The sequence below is a fragment of the Erythrobacter sp. QSSC1-22B genome (assembly GCF_001678665.1).
Classification (GTDB): domain Bacteria; phylum Pseudomonadota; class Alphaproteobacteria; order Sphingomonadales; family Sphingomonadaceae; genus Qipengyuania.
The window spans coordinates 277,643-297,447 of the sequence record NZ_LZRP01000002.1 but is presented as its reverse complement, the minus strand read 5'-3'; the positions used below and the strand labels follow the sequence as shown (position 1 = coordinate 297,447).

The window sequence follows — 19,805 nt, the reverse complement described above, 5'->3', positions numbered from 1 at the left end:
GTCCCCGGACCGAGCTGGCGAACCACTCGCCCGTGAAAGCTTGTCGCCTGGTGACGCCGAGCCTCGGGCGAGAGCGACTCGACCGGCCGCTCTTCGATTTCCGGCGCATTCCCGGCCGGGGAATCCTCGGGCGGAGGGTTCGACGCGGATTTCAGCAGAGAATGCGGTGGCAAGCCCTAGACCCCGAGCCTGGCTCTGGGATCGCTGTCGTCTCGCCAGCCTTCCAGGCGCTCGGCGAGGGTCGCAAGATCTTCGGGCAACTGGATCTCCAGTGTGACGAGCTGATCGCCGCGGCCGCCGGATTTGCGCGAAAAGCCCTTGCCCTTGAGCCGCAGTACGGTGCCGCTGTCGGTGCCGGGAAGAATCGTCATCATCACCGGGCCATCGACGGTGGGGACGCGGACTTTTCCGCCGCCTACGGCCTCATCGAGCGTGATCGGCAGACCAAAGCGCACGTCGTCGCCCTCGCGGCGAAAGACATGGTGCCTGTCGATATCGATCGTCACCAGCCCGTCGCCTGCGCCGCCGGGACCCTGCTCGCCCTTGCCCTTGAGGCGCATCTGCGTGCCGTTCTCAACGCCCTTGGGCAGTTTGAGATCGATGGTCTTGCCGTCGGACAGGGTGATGCGCTGATCCTTGAGCGCCGCAGCCTCGATGAAGGGGACCCTCAGGCGATAGCCGATGTCTGCACCCTTGCGCGGCGGGGCCTGCTGGCCGCGGCGCGCTGCGCCACCGCTTGCACGCCCGCCGCCGAACAGGCCTTCGAACAGATCGCTCAGATCGACGTCTTCCGAGCCGCTGCGCTGGAAATCCTCGGGCCGGTAGCCGGCCTGGCCGCGGGGCTGGCCGCGCGATCCGAAACCACCGCCGCCACCACCCATTCCGGAGAAGGGGTGGGTGGGGTTGCCTTCCATGTCGATCTCGCCGCGATCATATTGCGCGCGCTTGGCCTTGTCCGACAGCAGATCATAGGCTCTCGTCGCTTCCGAAAAACGTTCGGTGGCATTGGGATTGCCGGTGTTGCGGTCGGGGTGGAGTTCCTTTGCCAGCGTGCGATAGGCGCTCTTGATGTCCTTTTCGGACGCGGTGCGGGGGACGCCAAGGGTGGAATAGGGATCGGCCATGGCGTGTTAGCTAGGTGGAGCGGTGTGCAAGGGCAAGCGCGATGGCTTTGCCAATGCAGACGAGGGCGTTAGGGCGTCGGGTCATGGATAACAAAAGCGCCATTCCGCAAAGCGATCCGTTCGATCTGTTCGAGACCTGGTTCGCCGAAGCCCGCGAAAGCGAGCCCAATGATTCGAACGCGATGGCGCTGGCCACCGCCACTGCGGCGGGTGCGCCCTCGCTACGGATGGTGCTGCTCAAGGGGCATGGGCCCGAGGGCTTCACCTTCTTCACCAATGCCGAGAGCCGCAAGGGCGAGGACATCCGCGGCAATATGCAGGCGGCGCTGCTGTTCCACTGGAAGAGCCTGCGCCGTCAGATTCGTATCGAGGGTCCGCTCGAAGAGGTCAGCGCGGATGAGGCGGATGCCTATTTCCACTCGCGCGCCCGGGTGTCGCAGATCGGCTCCGCGGCATCGGACCAGTCGCGCCCGCTGGACGAGCGCGCCACCTATTTTACGCGGGTCGAGGCGCTCGCCAAGGAATATCCCGAGGGCGATATTCCGCGGCCCCCGCACTGGACCGGGTTCCGGCTGACCCCGCAGCGAATCGAGTTCTGGCTCGACCGCCCCAACCGGCTGCACGATCGCCGCCTGTTCACCCGCGCGGGCGAGGGCTGGACTGACACGCTGCTTTACCCATGAGCCTTGTCTCATGGCGATGAAGCGCTCGACGCTGGCGCGCTCCGCCGCTTTCGCCTCGATCGCGGTGGCGCTGTTGCTGGTCACGCTCAAGACCTGGGCGAGCTGGCGCACCGGCTCGACCGCCATGCTCGGCAGCCTCGCCGATTCGGCGCTCGACCTGGTGGCCAGCCTCGCGACGCTCGTGGGCGTGTGGTTCGCCGCGCAGCCAGCCGATCGCGAGCATCGTTTCGGCCACGGCAAGGCCGAGGCGCTGGCGGCGATGTTTCAGGTCGTGCTGATCGCGCTGTCGGCCATGGCAATCATCGTCCGCGCAGCGATGCGGCTGGTGGAGGGCGGGGAGACCGCCGGCGCGCAAGAGGGGATCGCGGTCTCGGCCATTGCGATCGTCGCCACCTTCGCATTGCTCGCTTGGCAGCGCGTGGTGATCGTACGCACCGGCTCGGTCGCGATCCAGGCGGATAACGTCCACTATCAGTCCGACCTGCTGCTCAATCTTGCAGTAATCGCCGCGCTCGTGATCGATCAGTATTTCGGCTTCGGCCTTGCCGATCCGCTGTTCGGGCTCGCTATCGGCGCATGGCTGCTGTGGGGCGCGTGGTCCGCCGCCTCGACCGCCGTGGATCAATTGCTCGACCGCGAATGGCCCGACGAGAAGCGCGAGGCCTTCGTCGCCGCGGCGGCGCGTCATCCCGAACTGTCCAACCTCCACGATCTGCGCACCCGCACCAGCGGCACGCAGGATTTCGTCCAGTTTCATGTCGATCTGCCCGGCGGCATGACGGTGGACGAAGCGCATGATGTGATCGAACGGGTCGAGGCCGACCTGTGCGCCCGTTTCCCCGAAATGGAATTGCTGATCCATATCGATCCGCAGGGCCATGTCGACGAGCCGGGCAACCGGCTGGTCGAGGAAAACCAGTTCGATCGTCTCGAAGGAAAAACCCCATGACGAAGCTGCCATACTGGCATGTCGATGCCTTTGCCGACCGCCCCTTCGCGGGCAATCAGGCGGCGGTGATGCCGCTCGAAGCCTGGCTCCCCGATGCGGTGCTCCAGGCGATCGCCGAGGAGAACAATTTTGCCGAGACCGCCTTCGTGGTGCGCGACGAGACCGGCGCGGCCGATTGGGAATTGCGCTGGTTCACCCCGACCAGCGAGGTCAAGCTGTGCGGCCATGCGACGCTGGCGAGCGGGCATGTCCTGCTGACCCGCGACGGCGGCGAACAGGTGAGCTTCCGGACCCGCCATGCCGGCATGCTCCAGGTCCGGCGCGACGGCGCAGGCTACGCACTATCGCTGCCGACCAGCCGGGTGGAGGCGCTAGCCGTGCCGGGCCTGCTCGAAGCGCTCGGGGTCGATGCCCCGGTGTTCGACACGGTCGCGGGCACCGAAGAAACCTCGGTGGTCCTGCTCGAATCCGAAGCACATTTGCGCGCGCTCTCGCCCGACATGCGCGCGCTCGAAAAGATCGATCGCATGGCGATCTGCACCGCGCCCGGAGACACCGCCGATGTCGTCAGCCGGGTGTTCGTGCCCGCCTGGGGCGTTCCCGAGGACAGCGTGACCGGTTCCGCCCACGCGGTGCTCGCGCCGTTCTGGGCCGAACGGCTCGGGCGCGAGACCTTCACCGCGCATCAGGCCTCGCAGCGCGGCGGCGATCTCACCTGTCGGCTCGAGGGCGACCGGGTCTGGCTGGGGGGACCCTGTGTGACAGTGGTCGAGGGCAGCTTCCACCTTCCCGACTGACAGGTATCCCGATCGCTCAGCTCTGCGGGTAGAGCTCCAGCACATCGGCGGCCTGCTGCAGCATCGCCCGGCGTTGCGGCGCGTCGGAATGACCCAGCCGCACCAGCGTCACCTGCTGGCTGGGCGAGACCAGCGCATATTGGCCCATATGGCCGATCATCGCGAACATGCTCTCGGGCGCGCGTTCGGGGAGCAGCGGGTGCTCGCGCTCGCCGGTCTGTCGGTTGAGCCAGGTCTGGAAGCCGTAATGCGGCGATTTGGGGCTCGGGGTCACCATCTGCTCGATCCATTGCCGCGGGACGAGCTGCGCGCCGCGATAGGACCCCTTGTTGCGCAGGAAATCGCCGAACCGCGCCCAGTCGCGGGCGGTCGCATGCATCAGGCTGCCGCCGATCAGCGTCCCGCGGGCGTCGAATTCGGGCACCACCGATTGCATCGCCAGCGGTTCGAACAGCCGCGCGGAGAGATAGTCCGCCACCGCCTGCCGCCGTTCCTCTGGATCCTCTCTGTCGGTCAGCGTGCGCGCGGCGATATCGGCGAGGATGACGGTGGTGTTGGAGGAATATTCGAAGCGCTCGCCTGGCTCGGCCTCGAGCGGCTGCTCCTCGGCCCAGCCCGCCATGTCGTCGCGCCCGTCGAGGAACAGCATCCTCACTTCGCTCGATTCGACCGGGACCGGCCCGGCCTCGGTGTGGTCGAGCCCGCTGCGCATCTGCAGGAGGTGGCGCAGCGTGATCTCGCTGCGGGCATCGCCGGGACGCTGCCAGGCGGGCACCGGCGCGGGGGCGTCCAGCTCAAGCCGCCCGTCGGCCACCAGCATGCCGATCATCACCCCGGTGACCGTCTTGGCCATCGACCAGCTGATGAACAGCGTATCGGCGTCGTAGCCGGGGGCGTAGCGTTCGGCGGCGATCGCTCCTTCGTGCAGCAGCACCACCGCGCGGGTCTCGCCCAGCCCGTCACGGGTGAACAGATGGTCGATCTCGCGCGCCAGCGGGCGCCGGGCCGCGCCGGGATCGTCGCCCACGGCGGCCAGCGCGGCCTCGGTCAGCGGCGGTTCCTGCACCGGGGCCGGGGCGGAGCAGGACGCAAGGCTTGAGGCGCTGGCAAGGATGGCGATAAGGGGAGCGAGCCGCATGGTCATGCGGCGTAACTCGCATGGGGGTTCTCGGCTTGGCAATGTCAAAATCGGCGGGGTCAAAATCAACTGGACGGCGGCGCCGTTGGCCCCGGGTGGTACTGGTGCTCGTCGTGCTGCTCGTCAGCGGCTGGTGGTATGTCCGCGACAATGTCACCGGCAATGCCGCTGCGGGGACCGCCTATGCCGCCCGGGTCGGTTGCTCGTGCCGCTTTGTGGCCGGGCGCAGCCTGGAAGACTGCAACAAGGACAAGCTCGCCGGGATGGAGATGATTCGGCTCAGCGAGATACCCGAGGACATGAGCGTCACCGCCAGCGTGCCGCTGATCGCCAGCGAAACCGCGCGCTATCGCGAGGGTTTTGGCTGCGTGCTCGATCCGTGGGAGGAATAGCGCCAAGACCGGGTGCGGTTCATGCCGCTCCGGTCTCGGCGATCCAGCCGCCGCCGAAGACCCGCTCGCCCGCATAGATCACCGCCGCCTGACCGGGCGCAACGCCGTATTCGGGGGTTTCGAAGCGCAGCGTGACCGTGGCATCTTCGCCCAGCGGGCCTTCGAGCCGCACCGGCATCGGCTTGGCGAGCGAACGGACCTTGGCAGTCAGCGGCACTTCGGGCAGCGGGCCGATGCGGTTGGTCTCGATGACGCAGGCGCTCGTTACCGCGAGCATCCGCCGCGGCCCGGCCCGCACTTCGCGCGTTGCAGCATCGATACCCACGACATAGAGCGGTTCGCTCTGGCCGCCGATATCGAGTCCGCGGCGCTGCCCGACGGTGTAATGGATCACACCCTTGTGCTGCCCCAGAACCTCGCCGCTCTCCGCATGGACGATATCGCCCGGCACCCCTCCTTCGGGCCGCAGCGCGCGGACAATCTTGGCGTAATCGCCATCGGGGACGAAACAGATGTCCTGGCTGTCGGGCTTGGCGGCGTTGCGCAGACCTGCCTGCTCGGCCAATTGCCGGACTTCCGACTTGGGCAGACCGCCCAGCGGGAAGCGCAGATAGTCGAGCTGCGCCTCGGTGGTTGCGAACAGGAAATAGGACTGGTCGCGCGCCGGATCGAGCGCGCGGTGCAGTTCGGGGCCGGCTGGACCCATGACGCGGCGGACGTAATGCCCGGTGGCGAGGCAATCCGCGCCCAGTTCGCGCGCCATGGCGAACAGGTCGGTGAATTTGGGTCCCATGTTGCAGCGGATGCAGGGCACCGGGGTACGCCCGGCGAGATATTCGTCGGCGAAGGTCTCGACCACCTCTTCGCGAAAGCTGCTTTCGTGATCGAAGACGTAATGCGCGATGCCAAGCCGGTCGGCGACCGCCTGCGCGTCGCGGATATCGTCGCCCGCGCAACAGGCGCCCTTGCGCCCGGTTGCCGCGCCGAAATCGTAAAGCTGGAGCGTGATGCCGATCACCTCGGCGCCGCTGCGTGCGGCCAGCGCGGCGACCACCGAACTGTCGACCCCGCCCGACATGGCGACCACAATGCGGCATTGGGCTGCGGGGCGCGGCAGATCGAACAGCGCGGCGGCGTCTTCGGGGCGGGTCCAGCGGTCGCCTGCGACCGCGGAAAGGGCGGGGTGGATGTCGGTGGTCGTTGGGGTGCTCATGGGCCGCGGCCCATACACCCGCAGGCACCGGGTGGCCAGTATAGGACAGCCCAATGGTGCGCGTCTGATGTTTCACGGACTGTTTACCACATCGACTTATAGCTAGAGCCCATGTTCGAGGGTCACATCAACACATCGCAGGCGGAAGCTCAGGGCGAATCGCAGGATTTGCGCCAGTTGCGCTGGACGGATCTGGTCGCGCGCCTGGCCGCGACTCGCGACCTGCGCGAGGAACTTGATCACACCTGCGAGGCGGGATTCGCCGGATTTTCGACCTCGCTCCCCGAACTTGGCGACAAAGGTAAACGCGACGGTAACCAGGATATTTTAAGGCATGGCAAATTCAACGGCTCTAAGCCTTCACTTGCCGCGAATGACACGGCCCAAGGCGACCGGGACGACACATGATTGAAAACCAAGATATCCGCCCAGCTCAAGTCATCGGTCCGCTCGGTGAACCGCTGACGATCGCCGACCTGCCGGCCCCCAACACCAAGCGCTGGGTGGTGCGCCGCAAGGCGGAAGTGGTCGCTGCGGTGAATGGCGGCCTGCTGACGATCGACGAAGTGCTCGAGCGCTACGGCCTGACGCTGGAGGAATTCGCCTCGTGGCAGCGCGCGGTCGACCGCTCGGGCATGCAGGGGCTGCGCGTTACCCGCATCCAGCATTATCGCGATCTCTACGAACGCCAGCTGAAATACTGACCACCTGCTGACCATATCCGGAATCGGGGGGAAAGGTTCTCGCAGTGATGCGGGAACCTTTCTCCTGTCCACCGGGTAATCTCCTGTAGCCCGGCACCCCCGGGAACCGTTTTTCCTGCACGACCGTTGAGACGGCATCAAGAAAAACGAAGAGTTACAAACAGGAGGATTATTATGGGTTGGATTATCGCAATTATCGTCGGCGGCATCATCGGCTGGCTCGCCAGTCTCGTGATGAACCGCGATGCCTCGATGGGCATCTTCTGGAATATCGTGGTCGGCATCATCGGCTCGTTCATCGGCAGCTTCATCGGCACGCTGATCGGGGTTGGCGCGACCTTGACCTCGTTCAGCCTTCCCGGCCTGCTGATGTCGTTCCTGGGCGCCGTCGTGCTGCTCGCGATCGTCAACATGGTTCAGCGCGGCCGCGTCCGCTAAGCGCAACGCAACCTACACGTTAAAGGGCGGTTGGCACGGTGCCAGCCGCCCTTTTTCGTGCCTGAAATGCTAAAAGGCGCGCACAAGCTCCCTGTCGCTCGTGGTTTGGGCATCGCCGCCGGTCGAACGGCACATTGCCCTCGGCGCGGCTCACGAGTAGGGCCATTGCGAACTGCTCCTTGCACAGACTGATGTAGTCATCTAACACACCTGCAAGTTCTGCAAGCCGAGGCATAGGCGCGATGAATTACGAAACGACCATTACGGGCGAGGGGGGGCAACCCCTGACCAGCGATCTCGAGACGCTGGAGGCCGAAGACCGCACGCGCAGCCGGCGGCGGCTGTTTATCGTCTTGGGCATCATCATCGCCGCGCTGATCGCGGCTGCGGTCGCTTGGCAGATGACCAGCAGCGAAGCCGTCCCCGTCGCCGATCGCGAGGGCCAGCTCCCCACGGTTACCGTCATCGCCCCGGGCCAGACCACGGTCGAAGGCGAGATCACCGCCACCGGAACGCTGGCGGCACGGCGCGAAATGCCCGTCGGCGTGGTCGGCGAAGGCGGGCGAGTGGTTTCGGTCCCGGTCGATGCTGGCGATTGGGTCAATCAGGGCCAGGTGCTCGCGGTGATCGATCGTTCGGTCCAGTCGCAGCAGGTCCGCAGCGCCCGCGCACAGATCGAAGTGGCGCGTTCGGAAGCCAATCTCGCGCAGGCCAATCTCGACCGGGCGCTGCAGCTCGTCGAACGCGGCTTTATCTCCAAGGCCGATGTCGATCGCCTCACTGCCACCCGCGATGGCGCCGTGGCCCGTCAGCGCGTGGCGCAGGCGCAGCTCGGCGAGCTTCAGGCGCGCAACGAGCGGCTCAACATCGTCGCTCCCGCCGCCGGACTGGTGCTGTCGCGCGATGTCGAGCCGGGTCAGACCGTCAGCGCCGGGTCGGCCCCGCTGTTCCTGATCGCTCGCGGCGGCGAAATCGAGATGCTGGCACAGGTCGGCGAGACCCAGCTGAGCAACCTTTCGACCGGCGTCCGCGCCGAAGTCACCCCGGTGGGCAGCGACACCACTTATGTCGGACAGGTCTGGCAGCTGTCGCCGATCATCGACGCGGCCAATCGCCAGGGTACCGCGCGGATCGCATTGTCCTACGAGCCGGGCCTGCGCCCCGGCGGCTTTGCCACTGCGCGGATCGCCAGCGGCACGATCGTCGCGCCGGTGCTGCCCGAATCCGCGGTGCTGTCGGATGGTGAGGGCAGCTTTGTCTACATAATCGATTCCGACAACAAGGCGCAGCGCCGCTCGGTGACCACCGGTTCGGTGACGTCCGCGGGTATCGTCATCACCGAAGGCCTGACCGGAACCGAACGCGTCGTGCTGCGCGCCGGGGGCTTCCTGACCGCAGGCGAAACGGTCAACCCGCAACTGACCGAGAACGCCGGGACCTGACGCGCGATGAACTTCCAGAACATCTCCGCCTGGTCGATCCGCAATCCGGTGATCCCGCTGGTCGCGTTCACCGCGCTGCTGTTCGCCGGTCTGCTCGCCTTCGCGCAGATGGATGTGGTCAACAATCCCGACATCGAATTTCCCGCGGTCAGCGTCTCGATCTCGCAGCCTGGTGCCGCGCCGACCGAGATCGAGAACCAGATTACCCAGCTGGTCGAATCCGCGGTCCGTTCGATCAATGGCGTCAAGACGATCAATTCGACCGCCAGCGAAGGCAATTCCAACACCTTCATCGAATTCGAGATCGGCATCGATCCCAATGATGCCACAGTCGAGGTCAAGAACGCCGTCGACACCATTCGCGGCAGCCTGCCCGAGGGGATCCTCGAGCCGCGCGTCTCCAAGCAGGAAATAGCCGGCGGTTTCCTCGCGATCTACGCGGTCGAAGCCGACGACATGACGATCGAGCAGCTCAGCTGGTTCATCGACGATGTCGTCGCCAAGCGACTGCTCGGCGTCGAGGGGATGGCCGAGGTCAACCGCTTCGCCGGGGTCGATCGCGAGATCGAGGTCATTCTCGATCTCGATCGGATGCAGGCCTATGGCGTCACCGCCAGCCAGATCAACAACACCCTGCGTTCGACCAATATCGACGCCGCGGGCGGGATGACCGAGGTCGGCGGCACGCGCCAGTCGGTCCGTGTGCTGGGCAGCAGCGAAACCGCTTTCGAGCTGGGCCAGCGCCAGATCCAGCTGGGCAATGGCACCACCGTCAAGCTGTCCGATGTCGCCACGGTGCGCGACGGCTATTCCGAACGCACCTCGATCAGCAAGGTGCGCGACAAGGAGGTGGTCAATTTCGCGATGTCGCGTGCCAAGGGCGCGTCGGACGTGACCACTTTCGACCTCGCGGTCGAAGAAATCGCCGCGATCGAGGCGGAAAACCCCGGCGTCACCTTCGTACCGCTGTTCAACACCGTCAAATACACGCTCGAGCAATATGAAAGCTCGATGGCGGCGATGATCGAGGGCGCCATCCTGGCGGTCGTGGTGGTGTTCTTCTTCCTGCGCGACTGGCGCGCCACCGCCATTTCCGCGGTCGCGATCCCGCTGTCGGCGATCCCGACCTTCTGGTTCATGGATCTGCTGGGTTTCAACCTCAACCAGCTCTCGCTGCTCGCATTGGGGCTGGTGGCGGGCGTGCTGGTCGACGATGCCATCGTCGAGATCGAGAACATCGTCCGACACATGCGGATGGGCAAGACCGCCTATCAGGCATCGATCGACGCGGCGGATGAAATCGGCCTACCCGTCGTGGCGACTAGTTTCTGCATCGTCGCGGTGTTCCTGCCGGTCGGGTTGATGCCCGGCATTCCCGGCCAGTTCTTCAAGAATTTCGGCATCACCGTGGTGATCGCGGTGCTGATGTCGCTCGCCGTGGCGCGGATGATCACCCCGATGCTGGCGGCCTATTTCCTCAAGGCGCATGGCCATGCCGAACATGGCGAGGGCAAGTGGATGGACCGCTATATGCGGGTCCTCGAATGGACGCTCAATCGCGGCAAGATGTTCGCCAGGCGCGAATCGGTCGAGCCGCCGCGCCATCGCTTCGTCTATGCCCTCTGCCTGCTGGCCACGGTGCTTGCGGTGCTGGGTGCGTCCGCCGCCGCCGTCTTCTTCGTGTTCAACATCATCTCGGGCTTCGACGTGCCCACCGTCATGGGCGACGCCGTCACCCCCGCCGGTGCCGATTCGAACGATCAGGGCCCGGCCTTCATCGTGGTCGAGAAGCTGTTCTCCATCCTCGAGATCATTATCGCTCTGGCTGCGGGCTTCATCGCCGCGGTGCTGGTCTTCCAGTTGGGTCGGTTGCTGACTTCGCTTGCTGGCACCCGGACCGCGAATGGCTGGCGCTACCTGTCCGCCCGCTTCCTCGACCATCGTATCTGGATGGTCGGGATCGGTTATTTCGCGCTGCTGCTCACCGTGCTGCTGTTCATGAATGTACCGGCGCAGTTCCAGCCCACCACCGACAGCGAGAATTCGCGCATCGAGATCGAGATGGTGCCCGGGACCACGCTCGAGACGACCGAGCGCGTCACCGATCAGGTCGCGGCGCTGCTCTATGAACAGCCTGAGGTAGACCTGGCGCTCGAGCGCGTCCGCGAAGGTCAGGCGACGCTTTACATCACGCTCAAGGAAGACCGCGAGCGCAGCTCGATAGAGTTCGAGCGCAGCCTTGCGCCCGCGCTGTCGCAGATCGCCGATGCGCGGGTGCGCTTCGCCTCGCAATCAGGCGGCTTTGGCAGCGGGCGCGACATGACCATCATGCTCGTAGGCTCAGACCCCGAGCAGCTCGAACAGACCGCGGCGGCGCTGGTCGAGCAGATGAAGGGGATCGAGATGCTGGTCGCGCCGCGAATCAGTGCCGACATCAACCGGCCCGAACTGATCATCGAACCGCGGGCCGATCTGGCCGCGGAACTGGGCGTCACCACCGCCGAGCTAAGCCGCACCATCCGGATCGCCACGATGGGCGAGATCGAGCAGAATGCGGCGAAATTCTCGCTCTCCGATCGCCAGATACCGATCCGGGTCAAGCTGCCCGAACTGTCGCGCGAAAGCTTGGTGACGATCGAGAACCTGCCCGTCCAGACCCGCAGCGGCGGGACCGTGCCGCTGTCGCGCGTTGCCGAGATCAGCTTCGGCTCCGGCCCGACCACGATCCAGCGTTACAACCAGAACCGCCGGGTGCTGGTGGGTGCCGATCTGGCGCAGGGGGTCATCAAGGGCGAGGCTCAGGCGGAAATCGACAAGCTTCCGGTGCTCCAGAACCTGCCCCTGGGTGTGGCGCGCGATGTGGTGGGCGAGGACGAATGGCAGGCCGAGATGCTCAACAGCCTCGTCATCGCGATCCTTGCGGGCTTCCTGCTGGTCTTCGCGGTGCTGGTGTTGCTCTACAAGCGGCTGATGAGCCCGCTGGTCAACATGACCTCGCTGCTGCTCGCCCCGCTGGGCGGCATCTTCCTGGTCTGGATCATCGGCCAGCCGCAATCCATGCCGGTCTATATCGGCGTCCTGCTCTTGCTGGGGATCGTGTCGAAGAACTCGATCCTGCTGATCGATTTCGCGATCGAGGCAATGGCAGACGGCAAGGAGAAGTTCGCGGCGATCATGGATGCCGGCCACAAGCGCGCCCAGCCGATCGTGATGACCACCGTGGCAATGACTGCGGGCATGGTCCCGGTCTCTCTGTCGGGTCTGATCGGCTCGGGCGACGGCGCCTTCCGCGCTCCGATGGGGACGATGGTGATCGGCGGACTGATACTTTCGACCGTGCTGACGCTGCTGATTGTTCCCGCGGGCTTCAGCCTCGCCGACGGGGTCGAACGGCGCCTCGGTCCGTGGATGCGCAACAAGTTCCTGACCTATCGCCCCGGCGACGAGGACCGCGACCAGCGCGAGGGGGAGGTCGCTCCTGCCGAGTGACAAATCCCGTGGCGGCTTGCTTTCCCGGTCCCGCGTTCGGGTCGCCCCCGGCGAAATGCTGAACCAGGACCGGGTGCGCCGGATGCGCTGGACCGCGACCGGGATGCTCTTCCTCATGGCCGCGGTGTTCGTGCTCTCGGGCCGCTACCTCGATCTGCATCCCGCCTGGGGCTATGTCCACGCCTTCTCCGAAGCGGCGATGGTCGGCGGTCTGGCGGACTGGTTCGCGGTCACCGCGCTGTTCCGCCGCCCGCTGGGCCTGCCGATCCCGCACACCGCGATCATTCCCGAAAACAAGGATCGCATCGCCGACACCATGGCGCAGTTCCTGCGCGACAATTTCCTTACTCCCGCGGTGGTGGCGCGGCGGATGCGCGCGATGAATCTGGCGCAGGCGGTCGGGCGCTATCTCACCGAGCCGGCCGAGCAGGGCGGGGGTCGGATTCGCGCGGGCGCGGGCGACCTGTTCGTGGAAGTGCTCGAATCGCTCGATCCCGAACGGCTCGGCGGGCAGGTCCGCAGCGCGCTCAAGACCGGGCTCGACCGGATCGAAATCGCGCCGCTGCTGGGCCAGATGCTCGAGGCGATGATCGCCGACGGGCGCCATCGTCCGTTGATCGACAGCATGATCCGCTGGGCTGGGCTGGTGCTCGAGGACAATGAGGACATGGTCCGGGCGATGATCAATCAGCGCGCCAATGCGCTGCTGCGTTTCACCGGGCTCGACGAGCGGCTGGCCAATTCGGTGCTCGACGGGCTCTATCGCCTGCTCGCCGAGGTGCTGGTCGATCCCGAGCATCCCTTGCGCGCCAAGGTCGAGGACGGGCTGGCGGATCTCGCGCGCAGCTTGCGCGAGGATCCCGAGATGCAGGCCAAGGTCGAGCGGATGAAGCGCGAGATGCTCGACAATCCCGCCATCGCCACCTGGTGGCAGGGAGTGTGGGAACGGCTGCGCCACCGGCTGATCGAGATGGTTCGCGGCGGCGGCGGTTCTGGAGACGGCATCGACGGGCGGATCACCGACAGCCTCGCCGATATGGGTGCCGCGCTGCGCGACGACCCGCGGTTGCAGCAACAGGTCAACCGCTTCGCCCGCCGCACCGCAGTTGGCCTGACCTCGCGCTTCGGCGGGCATATCGTCCGGCTGGTCTCGGAAACCGTACGCGGCTGGGATGCCAGCACCATCACCGACCGGGTCGAGAACGCAGTGGGGCGCGACCTCCAGTTCATCCGCATCAATGGCACGCTGGTCGGCGGGCTGGTGGGGCTGACACTGCATTTCCTTGGCGGAGTATTTTAAGCAGTTGTCCGTGGCCTAACGGCAGGTCGGCATTGGCCTCACAACCGGAAACGGATCGTCGCACGATAGAAGGATGCGATAGGCTGACCCTTGGCGCCCAAGGCCGGTTCGAAGCGCGCCCGTTGCATCAAACGTTTGCACGAGATCGTGTCGAAATCTTCCGGGCGCGTCGAGCGCTGGATGTGGCATTGGGTGGGTACGCCATCAGGACCCACCGACAGGCGCAACTGCACCAGCCCCTGTACACCCATTGCTGCCAGCCCGGACGGATAGTCGTGCGTGTTGAGCCACTGCGCCGGATCGCCCTTCGGAACGACCGGCCGCGTGAGGGCGGCATGCTGTGCGACATCGATGCCCCAGCCTTGCGCCATCTCGTCGGTGCATTTGCGCATGGCGACCATTGCGGGCCCCATTGAGCCCAGGGCCAGCCGCAAGGGAGCGCGCCCGTCGCGGGTTATATCCAGCCATTCGATGCGCGCCTCTTGCTCGGCCGCGAATTCATGTCCGAACGGCTTGGTTTTCCGGGCATATTCGACCGGGTCGTACTCGGGTAGCGAAGTTTGTCCCTCCTCGTCGTCTCCGGCGAAGCGGACACCCGTCAGGATCAGCGCGGGTTTGTACTCGCCCAGATCACCGAGCGTCGCGGTCTGCTCCTGCCCGCCCTCAAACTGGCCGAACTGCAGCCGGTATTCGTCGATACTGGTGCGCGAGGCAATTTTGCGGACCGGCCTGCCGGCTACGACCATGGCGAACCCGTCGCCGGGGCCATAGCGCTCGATGTAGAAAGCGGTCGCGTCCCTGCCCTCGCCGAAGGTGCGCATCAGCCGACAGCTTTCGTCGGCGTAGTTCAGGTTCCAGGCGGAACTCGGCTCGAGCACGGCGAAGGGCTCCGCCGCGATCGCGCTTTGCGCAGTGGCGGCGGACAGTGCGGCGATACAGACAATTGTGCGAAACATGGCGACCCTCTCGCAGACAGATTACCGCAGGAGGGTCGCATTATCCAAGCGCGAATTGTGCTTCGCTCAGAGCTTTTCGGTCAGCTCCGGAACCGCCTTGAACAGATCCGCCACCAGGCCGACGTCGGCGACCTGGAAGATCGGCGCGTCCTCGTCCTTGTTGATGGCGATGATGGTCTTGGAATCCTTCATGCCTGCAAGGTGCTGGATCGCGCCCGAGATGCCGATGGCGATATAGACTTCCGGCGCCACGATCTTGCCGGTCTGACCGACCTGGTAGTCGTTGGGGACATAGCCGGCATCGACCGCCGCGCGGCTGGCGCCGACGCCCGCGCCAAGCTTGTCGGCGAGCGGCATGATCACTTCCTCGAAGGTGGCAGCATCCTTGAGCGCGCGACCGCCGGAGACGATCACCTTGGCGCTGGTCAGTTCGGGGCGTTCGCTGGCGGCGATTTCCTCGCTGACGAAGCTGGAAATGCCCGCATCGCCGCCACCGGACACGTCCTCGATGCTGGCCGATCCGCCTTCGGTCTCGGCCTTGTCAAAGGCGGTGCCGCGCACGGTGATGACCAGCTTGGCATCGGAGGATTCGACCGTCGCGATGGCGTTGCCGGCATAGATCGGACGGGTGAAGCTCTTCTCGCCCTCGACCGAAAGAATGTCGGAAATCTGCATCACGTCGAGCAGCGCGGCGACCCGCGGGGCGATGTTCTTGCCGGTGGTGGTGGCGGGCGCGACCAGCGCGTCATAGCCTTCCATCAGCTTGGCCACCAGCGGCGCGACGTTCTCGGCGAGCTGGTTGGCGTAGGCGGGATCGTCGGCTTTGAGCACTTTGCCGACCCCGGCGATCTTCGCCGCGGCTTCGGCGGCGCCGCCGCAATTGGAGCCGGCAACCAGCGCGGTGACATCGCCCAGCTTGCCGGCGGCGGTGACCACCGCGAGCGTGGCGTCGGCGACGCTGTCATTGTCGTGTTCGACCAGAACGAGAGTGTTCATCGTTTCAAACCCTTGTTTGCGTTCGCCCTCGGTCGGTCCAAGAGCCTTGGCGTATCGGACCCGCAGCGACCCCGAGAGAACCGGGTGGCGGGAATTGTGTCAGGCGAAGCCCAGCGCCTTGATCTTGGCGACCAGCGCATCGACATCGGCGACCTTCTCGCCGGCCTGCCGCACAGGCGGCTCGGAGACGTTGGTGGTCGTGAGACGCGGCGCGGTCTCGACGCCGTAATCGGCGGGCGTCTTGTTATCGAGCGGCTTCTTCTTGGCCTTCATGATGTTGGGCAGCGAAGCATAGCGCGGCTCATTGAGGCGCAGGTCGGTGGTGACGATCGCGGGCAGGGTGAGCTTCACCGTCTGCAGACCGCCATCGACCTCGCGCTTCACGGTGACCGAATCGCCGTCGACCTCGACGGTGTTGGCGAAGGTCCCCTGCGGGCGGCCCAGCAGCGCAGCCAGCATCTGGCCGGTCTGGTTGCTGTCGTCGTCGATCGCCTGCTTGCCGAGCATGACCAGCCCGGGCTGTTCTTCGTCGACAATGGCCTTGAGGATCTTGGCGACCGCGAGCGGCTCGACCAGATCGTCGGTTTCGACCAGGATCGCGCGGTCGGCGCCCATCGCGAGCGCGGTGCGCAGCGTTTCCTGCGCCTTGGCGGGGCCGATCGAGACCACGACGATCTCCTCGGCCTTGCCGGCTTCCTTGATCCGGATGGCTTCCTCGACCGCGATCTCGTCGAAGGGGTTCATGCTCATCTTGACGTTGGCGAGGTCGACGCCCGAGCCGTCGGCCTTGACCCGCGGCTTGACGTTGTAGTCGATGACCCGCTTGACGGGGACGAGGATTTTCATGCGCGAAAGTCCTTTTCTAAAAGCTGCAAAACGGCGCGAACTGGCCGCTTGTCTAACGAATGCGTGGGCGGGACATTGCGTTCCGGGAGGCCAAGGTCAAGCCCCCGGGCGGGAGTACCGCTTTACCGTAACGTCAACCTGCGCGCCGGGAGAACGGTTGGCGGCCTGCTGGCGAACGCCGGGCCCGAATCACCGGGCAAGCGCTCGCCAGCAGCAGCCAATCCGCCCGTTCAGGCGGCCTTCTTCACTTCCGCGACGATCTTGCGCGCGGCATCGCCGAGGTCGTTGGCGCTGACGATCGGCAGGCCCGAATTCTCGAGGATTTCCTTGCCTGCGGCAACATTGGTGCCTTCCAGCCGAACCACCAGCGGAACCGACAGGTTCACGTCCTTGGCCGCCTGGATGATGCCGTTGGCAATTACGTCGCACTTCATGATACCGCCGAAGATGTTGACGAGGATGCCCTCGACCGCCGGGTCCTTGAGGATGATCTTGAACGCCGCGGTCACCTTCTCGGTGGTGGCGCCGCCGCCGACATCGAGGAAGTTGGCAGGGAAGGCGCCGTTGAGCTTGATGATGTCCATCGTCGCCATCGCGAGCCCGGCGCCGTTGACCATGCAGCCGATGGTGCCGTCGAGCTTGATATAGGCGAGGTCGTATTCGCTGGCCTCGACTTCGGCGGGATCTTCCTCGCTCTCGTCGCGCAGCGCCTGGACATCGGGGTGGCGATAGAGCGCGTTGCCATCGAAGCTCATCTTGGTGTCGAGCACCAGCAAATTGCCGTCCTTGGTCTCGACCAGCGGATTGATCTCGACCATCTCGCAATCCAGATCGATGAACGCGGTGTAGAGCTGCTTGGCGAGCTTCTGCGCCTGCTTGTTGAGATCGCCCGACAGCTCGAGCGCGAAAGCGACCGCGCGACCGTGATGCGGCATGAAGCCCTGCGCGGGGTCGATCGTGATGGTCGCGATCTTGTCGGGGGTGTTGTGCGCGACATCCTCGATGTCCATCCCGCCCTCGGTCGACACGATCATCGCGACCTGCCCGCTGGCGCGATCGACCACCATCGAGAGGTAATATTCGGATTCGATATCGACCCCGTCGGTGACGTAGAGGCGGTTGACCTGCTTGCCCTCGTCGCCGGTCTGGATCGTCACCAGCGTGTTGCCGAGCATCTCGCCCGCGTCCTTCGCGACGTCGTCGATGCTGTGTGCGAGCCGGACGCCGCCTTTGGCGTCGGCACCCAGTTCGGTGAACTTGCCCTTGCCGCGGCCGCCGGCATGGATTTGCGCCTTCACTACATAGAGCGGTCCGGGGAGTTTCTTCGCGGCCGCAACCGCTTCCTCGACGTTCATCGCGGCGTGGCCGACGGGGATCGCGATGCCGTGCTTGGCGAGAAGTTCCTTGGCCTGATATTCATGGATGTTCATTTTGGGGAATGTCCTTGTCGCGCCGCGAATTGGGGGTGGAAGTTTCGTGTCGCATAAGCATGTCTGGGCGCGCTTGAAAAGTGCCGCCTTCGGGTGCACCTGCCGCGCTTCTTCATGATCGACAGCCAGCGCCTCGAATCCATCGTCCGCGAAGCGGGCCGCATCGCCCACGATCTGTGGCCGGGGGCGGGTCATTCCGTGGCGAGCTGGGAGAAGGAGCCCGGCGCGCCGGTGTGCGAGGCCGATATCGCGGTCGATGTCTTTCTCAAGCGCGAGCTGGGCGCGCTGCTGCCCTCGGCGGGCTGGCTTTCCGAGGAGACGGTGGACGACCCCGCGCGGCTTGCCAATTCGCTGATCTGGCTGGTCGATCCGGTCGACGGGACGCGCGATTTCATCCGCGGGCGGTCGGGCTGGTGCGTCTCGGTGGCGCTGGTGAGCGCGGGGCGGCCGCTGATCGGCGCGCTTGCCGCTCCGGCGCGCAGCGAAAGCTGGAGCGCGGTGGCGGGCGCCGGCGCGCTGCGCAACGGCGTCGCGCTGCGCGCCTCGACTCGCAGCGAATTCCCCGCTGCGCGGGTCCCGGCCGATTCGCTGCCCGCCCCGGATCGCGATCTCCTACTGGTCGACAAACCCAATTCGATCGCGCTGCGGATCGCCATGGTGGCCGCGGACGAGGCGGATCTGGTGGCGACGCTGCGCTGGGGTTTCGAATGGGATATCGGCGCCGCTGCGCTGATCGCGCGCGAAGCCGGCGCCTCGACCACCGACGCCTTCGGGCGCACGCTCGAATACAACAAGCGCGATCCGCGTGCCTTCGGAGTGATCGTCTGCGCGCCGGGGATTCACGGCGCCGCGGTCGAGCGGCTGGCGGGGCGTGCGGCGCAGATCGTCCAGCGGGACGGCTAGTTGCCGCAGGCGATGAAGCCGGACGAAGGGACGAATCCCGACGAAAGGAACCCCGATGAAAGAAGGGGCCGATCCTGCGACCGACCCCTTCCCTTGATTGATCCGGAAGTCCGGAGCGGAATTACATCCCTTGCGCGGCCTGCGCCTCGCGCACGTCGTTCTCGTCAAAGGGAATGATCTTGATCTCGACCCGGCGGTTGAGTGCGCGGCCCTGCGCGGTGGCATTGTCGCCGACGAAATAGCGCGGATCCTCGCCAAAGCCCTGCGAGCGGATCCGCGACGAGGCGACGCCGCGGCTTGTCAGATAGCTGGCCACGGCTTCGGCGCGCTGCTGCGAAAGCCGCTGGTTGAACTGGTCCGAGCCGGTCGAGTCGGTATAGCCATAGACGTCGATCAGGCTGCCGGGATATTGCACCATGCTCTGCGCGACGCGGTCGAGCGTGTTCCGGAAGGTCTGGTTGATGGTGTAGCTGCCGGTCTGGAAGGTGACGCCATCGGGAAGGTTGACGAGGATCGCCTGGCCGCCATCGACCTGGGTGACATCGACCCCGGTGCCAGCGGTCGCTTCCTCGAGCTCCTTGATCTGCTGATCCATGCGATAGCCGACATAGCCGCCTGCCGCCGCGCCACCCACTGCACCGATGATGCGTCCGGTCTTGCCGCCGATCACCCCGCCGAGCAGACCGCCCAGCAGTGCGCCGCCGCCGCCGCCGAGGACGGTGCGAGAGACCTTCTGCTCGCCGGTGTTGGGATCGGTGACACAGGCCGAAACGCCGAGCAGCGAGACGGATGCCAGCGTGGCGACGAGAATTTTGGAATTTTTCATGGAAACTCAGTCCTTCTTTAGCGAGGTCGGGTCTCGTCTGTTCGAGACCGGATCGACCACGGCATTGGGATGTTTGCAAAGCGCGCCCACTCCGCGCCGTCCCCCTCCAACTCGCGAAGCCCGCAGGTGTTCCGCGATCCTCAACTGGTGGCTTGCCCGCACAATTGTGCTAGCGCTCG

The 19,805-nt window shown here is 65.7% G+C and carries 19 protein-coding genes; 11 read left to right on the top strand and 8 right to left on the bottom strand.

From position 1 onward, the window contains the following. Positions 1-176: 176 nt before the first annotated feature. Positions 177-1,124 (bottom strand): DnaJ C-terminal domain-containing protein, encoded by a 948-nt coding sequence (locus A9995_RS05215; RefSeq protein WP_067610025.1) that lies wholly within the window; start codon positions 1,122-1,124, stop codon positions 177-179. Between the two features lie 83 nt (positions 1,125-1,207). Between A9995_RS05215 and pdxH the strand changes: the two genes are divergently transcribed. From pdxH to A9995_RS05200, 3 genes are read left to right on the top strand one after another with little or no spacing between them, the layout of a single operon-like run. Beyond that, a complete protein-coding gene (gene pdxH, locus A9995_RS05210) occupies positions 1,208-1,807 on the top strand; it encodes a pyridoxamine 5'-phosphate oxidase (protein ID WP_067610023.1) in 600 nt (199 codons plus the stop codon). 10 nt (positions 1,808-1,817) lie between these two features. Beyond that, the gene (locus A9995_RS05205) at positions 1,818-2,756 is read left to right on the top strand and encodes a cation diffusion facilitator family transporter (protein ID WP_067610020.1); all 939 of its coding nucleotides are present in this window, start codon (positions 1,818-1,820) and stop codon (positions 2,754-2,756) included. Then, a complete protein-coding gene (locus tag A9995_RS05200; protein WP_067610018.1) occupies positions 2,753-3,553 on the top strand; it encodes a PhzF family phenazine biosynthesis protein in 801 nt (266 codons plus the stop codon). Before A9995_RS05205 ends, A9995_RS05200 begins: the two co-directional genes overlap by 4 nt. A 16-nt stretch (positions 3,554-3,569) precedes the next feature. On the opposite strand, the gene A9995_RS05195 is transcribed toward A9995_RS05200, so the two are convergent. Beyond that, a complete protein-coding gene (locus tag A9995_RS05195) occupies positions 3,570-4,697 on the bottom strand; it encodes a serine hydrolase (RefSeq protein ID WP_067610016.1) in 1,128 nt (375 codons plus the stop codon). 89 nt (positions 4,698-4,786) lie between these two features. Between A9995_RS05195 and A9995_RS05190 the strand changes: the two genes are divergently transcribed. Beyond that, complete coding sequence (locus A9995_RS05190) at positions 4,787-5,083, top strand: hypothetical protein (protein WP_233998087.1); 297 nt, start codon at positions 4,787-4,789, stop codon at positions 5,081-5,083. Positions 5,084-5,102: 19 nt separating this feature from the next. Here the strand turns inward: A9995_RS05190 and mnmA are convergent, their stop codons facing one another. Next, entirely contained in the window at positions 5,103-6,296 is a 1,194-nt protein-coding gene (mnmA, locus tag A9995_RS05185) for a tRNA 2-thiouridine(34) synthase MnmA (protein WP_067610349.1), read from the bottom strand. A 111-nt stretch (positions 6,297-6,407) separates the two neighbouring features. On the opposite strand from mnmA, the gene A9995_RS05180 reads away from it, so the two are divergent. The 6 genes from A9995_RS05180 (at position 6,408) to A9995_RS05155 (ending at position 13,669) form a co-directional block, all read left to right on the top strand. Beyond that, complete coding sequence (locus tag A9995_RS05180; RefSeq protein WP_067610011.1) at positions 6,408-6,704, top strand: hypothetical protein; 297 nt, start codon at positions 6,408-6,410, stop codon at positions 6,702-6,704. Then, entirely contained in the window at positions 6,701-7,000 is a 300-nt protein-coding gene (locus A9995_RS05175; RefSeq protein ID WP_067610009.1) for a DUF1153 domain-containing protein, read from the top strand. Before A9995_RS05180 ends, A9995_RS05175 begins: the two co-directional genes overlap by 4 nt. A gap of 174 nt (positions 7,001-7,174) precedes the next feature. After that, positions 7,175-7,438: a GlsB/YeaQ/YmgE family stress response membrane protein gene (locus A9995_RS05170; protein WP_067610007.1), complete on the top strand. Its 264-nt coding sequence runs from the start codon at positions 7,175-7,177 to the stop codon at positions 7,436-7,438. A 242-nt stretch (positions 7,439-7,680) separates the two neighbouring features. Then, entirely contained in the window at positions 7,681-8,880 is a 1,200-nt protein-coding gene (locus A9995_RS05165) for an efflux RND transporter periplasmic adaptor subunit (RefSeq protein WP_067610005.1), read from the top strand. A 6-nt stretch (positions 8,881-8,886) separates the two neighbouring features. Next, positions 8,887-12,369, top strand: a complete 3,483-nt coding sequence (locus A9995_RS05160) for an efflux RND transporter permease subunit (protein ID WP_067610003.1) — start codon at positions 8,887-8,889, stop codon at positions 12,367-12,369. Positions 12,370-12,451: 82 nt separating this feature from the next. Further along, on the top strand, positions 12,452-13,669 hold the full coding sequence (locus A9995_RS05155; protein WP_067610347.1) for a DUF445 domain-containing protein: 1,218 nt from the start codon (positions 12,452-12,454) through the stop codon (positions 13,667-13,669). Between the two features lie 38 nt (positions 13,670-13,707). Here A9995_RS05155 and A9995_RS05150 read toward each other — a convergent pair whose 3' ends face one another. From A9995_RS05150 to sucC, 4 genes are all read right to left on the bottom strand, one after another. Beyond that, positions 13,708-14,625 carry an energy transducer TonB gene (locus A9995_RS05150; RefSeq protein ID WP_067610001.1) on the bottom strand — a complete coding sequence of 306 codons (918 nt, stop codon included), beginning with the start codon at positions 14,623-14,625 and terminating at the stop codon, positions 13,708-13,710. A gap of 66 nt (positions 14,626-14,691) precedes the next feature. After that, the gene (locus tag A9995_RS05145) at positions 14,692-15,621 is read right to left on the bottom strand and encodes an electron transfer flavoprotein subunit alpha/FixB family protein (RefSeq protein WP_067609999.1); all 930 of its coding nucleotides are present in this window, start codon (positions 15,619-15,621) and stop codon (positions 14,692-14,694) included. Positions 15,622-15,720: 99 nt separating this feature from the next. Beyond that, the gene (locus A9995_RS05140; protein WP_067609997.1) at positions 15,721-16,467 is read right to left on the bottom strand and encodes an electron transfer flavoprotein subunit beta/FixA family protein; all 747 of its coding nucleotides are present in this window, start codon (positions 16,465-16,467) and stop codon (positions 15,721-15,723) included. A 230-nt stretch (positions 16,468-16,697) separates the two neighbouring features. Next, on the bottom strand, positions 16,698-17,897 hold the full coding sequence (sucC, locus tag A9995_RS05135; RefSeq protein WP_067609995.1) for an ADP-forming succinate--CoA ligase subunit beta: 1,200 nt from the start codon (positions 17,895-17,897) through the stop codon (positions 16,698-16,700). A gap of 114 nt (positions 17,898-18,011) precedes the next feature. Here sucC and A9995_RS05130 point away from each other — a divergent pair, with 114 nt between their 5' ends. Further along, the gene (locus A9995_RS05130) at positions 18,012-18,800 is read left to right on the top strand and encodes a 3'(2'),5'-bisphosphate nucleotidase CysQ (protein ID WP_067610346.1); all 789 of its coding nucleotides are present in this window, start codon (positions 18,012-18,014) and stop codon (positions 18,798-18,800) included. A gap of 121 nt (positions 18,801-18,921) precedes the next feature. Here the strand turns inward: A9995_RS05130 and A9995_RS05125 are convergent, their stop codons facing one another. Next, on the bottom strand, positions 18,922-19,626 hold the full coding sequence (locus A9995_RS05125) for an OmpA family protein (RefSeq protein ID WP_067609993.1): 705 nt from the start codon (positions 19,624-19,626) through the stop codon (positions 18,922-18,924). Positions 19,627-19,805: the final 179 nt, after the last annotated feature.

Bases quoted from the DNA above. Each gene is read 5' to 3' on its own strand.
- A9995_RS05215 (WP_067610025.1), bottom strand. From the start codon at position 1,124: ATGGCCGATCCCTATTCCACCCTTGGCGTCCCCCGCACCGCGTCCGAA.
- pdxH (WP_067610023.1), top strand. From the start codon at position 1,208: ATGGATAACAAAAGCGCCATTCCGCAAAGCGATCCGTTCGATCTGTTC.
- A9995_RS05205 (WP_067610020.1), top strand. From the start codon at position 1,818: ATGGCGATGAAGCGCTCGACGCTGGCGCGCTCCGCCGCTTTCGCCTCG.
- A9995_RS05200 (WP_067610018.1), top strand. From the start codon at position 2,753: ATGACGAAGCTGCCATACTGGCATGTCGATGCCTTTGCCGACCGCCCC.
- A9995_RS05195 (WP_067610016.1), bottom strand. From the start codon at position 4,697: ATGACCATGCGGCTCGCTCCCCTTATCGCCATCCTTGCCAGCGCCTCA.
- mnmA (WP_067610349.1), bottom strand. From the start codon at position 6,296: ATGAGCACCCCAACGACCACCGACATCCACCCCGCCCTTTCCGCGGTC.
- A9995_RS05180 (WP_067610011.1), top strand. From the start codon at position 6,408: ATGTTCGAGGGTCACATCAACACATCGCAGGCGGAAGCTCAGGGCGAA.
- A9995_RS05175 (WP_067610009.1), top strand. From the start codon at position 6,701: ATGATTGAAAACCAAGATATCCGCCCAGCTCAAGTCATCGGTCCGCTC.
- A9995_RS05170 (WP_067610007.1), top strand. From the start codon at position 7,175: ATGGGTTGGATTATCGCAATTATCGTCGGCGGCATCATCGGCTGGCTC.
- A9995_RS05165 (WP_067610005.1), top strand. From the start codon at position 7,681: ATGAATTACGAAACGACCATTACGGGCGAGGGGGGGCAACCCCTGACC.
- A9995_RS05160 (WP_067610003.1), top strand. From the start codon at position 8,887: ATGAACTTCCAGAACATCTCCGCCTGGTCGATCCGCAATCCGGTGATC.
- A9995_RS05155 (WP_067610347.1), top strand. From the start codon at position 12,452: ATGCGCTGGACCGCGACCGGGATGCTCTTCCTCATGGCCGCGGTGTTC.
- A9995_RS05150 (WP_067610001.1), bottom strand. From the start codon at position 14,625: ATGTTTCGCACAATTGTCTGTATCGCCGCACTGTCCGCCGCCACTGCG.
- A9995_RS05145 (WP_067609999.1), bottom strand. From the start codon at position 15,621: ATGAACACTCTCGTTCTGGTCGAACACGACAATGACAGCGTCGCCGAC.
- A9995_RS05140 (WP_067609997.1), bottom strand. From the start codon at position 16,467: ATGAAAATCCTCGTCCCCGTCAAGCGGGTCATCGACTACAACGTCAAG.
- sucC (WP_067609995.1), bottom strand. From the start codon at position 17,897: ATGAACATCCATGAATATCAGGCCAAGGAACTTCTCGCCAAGCACGGC.
- A9995_RS05130 (WP_067610346.1), top strand. From the start codon at position 18,012: ATGATCGACAGCCAGCGCCTCGAATCCATCGTCCGCGAAGCGGGCCGC.
- A9995_RS05125 (WP_067609993.1), bottom strand. From the start codon at position 19,626: ATGAAAAATTCCAAAATTCTCGTCGCCACGCTGGCATCCGTCTCGCTG.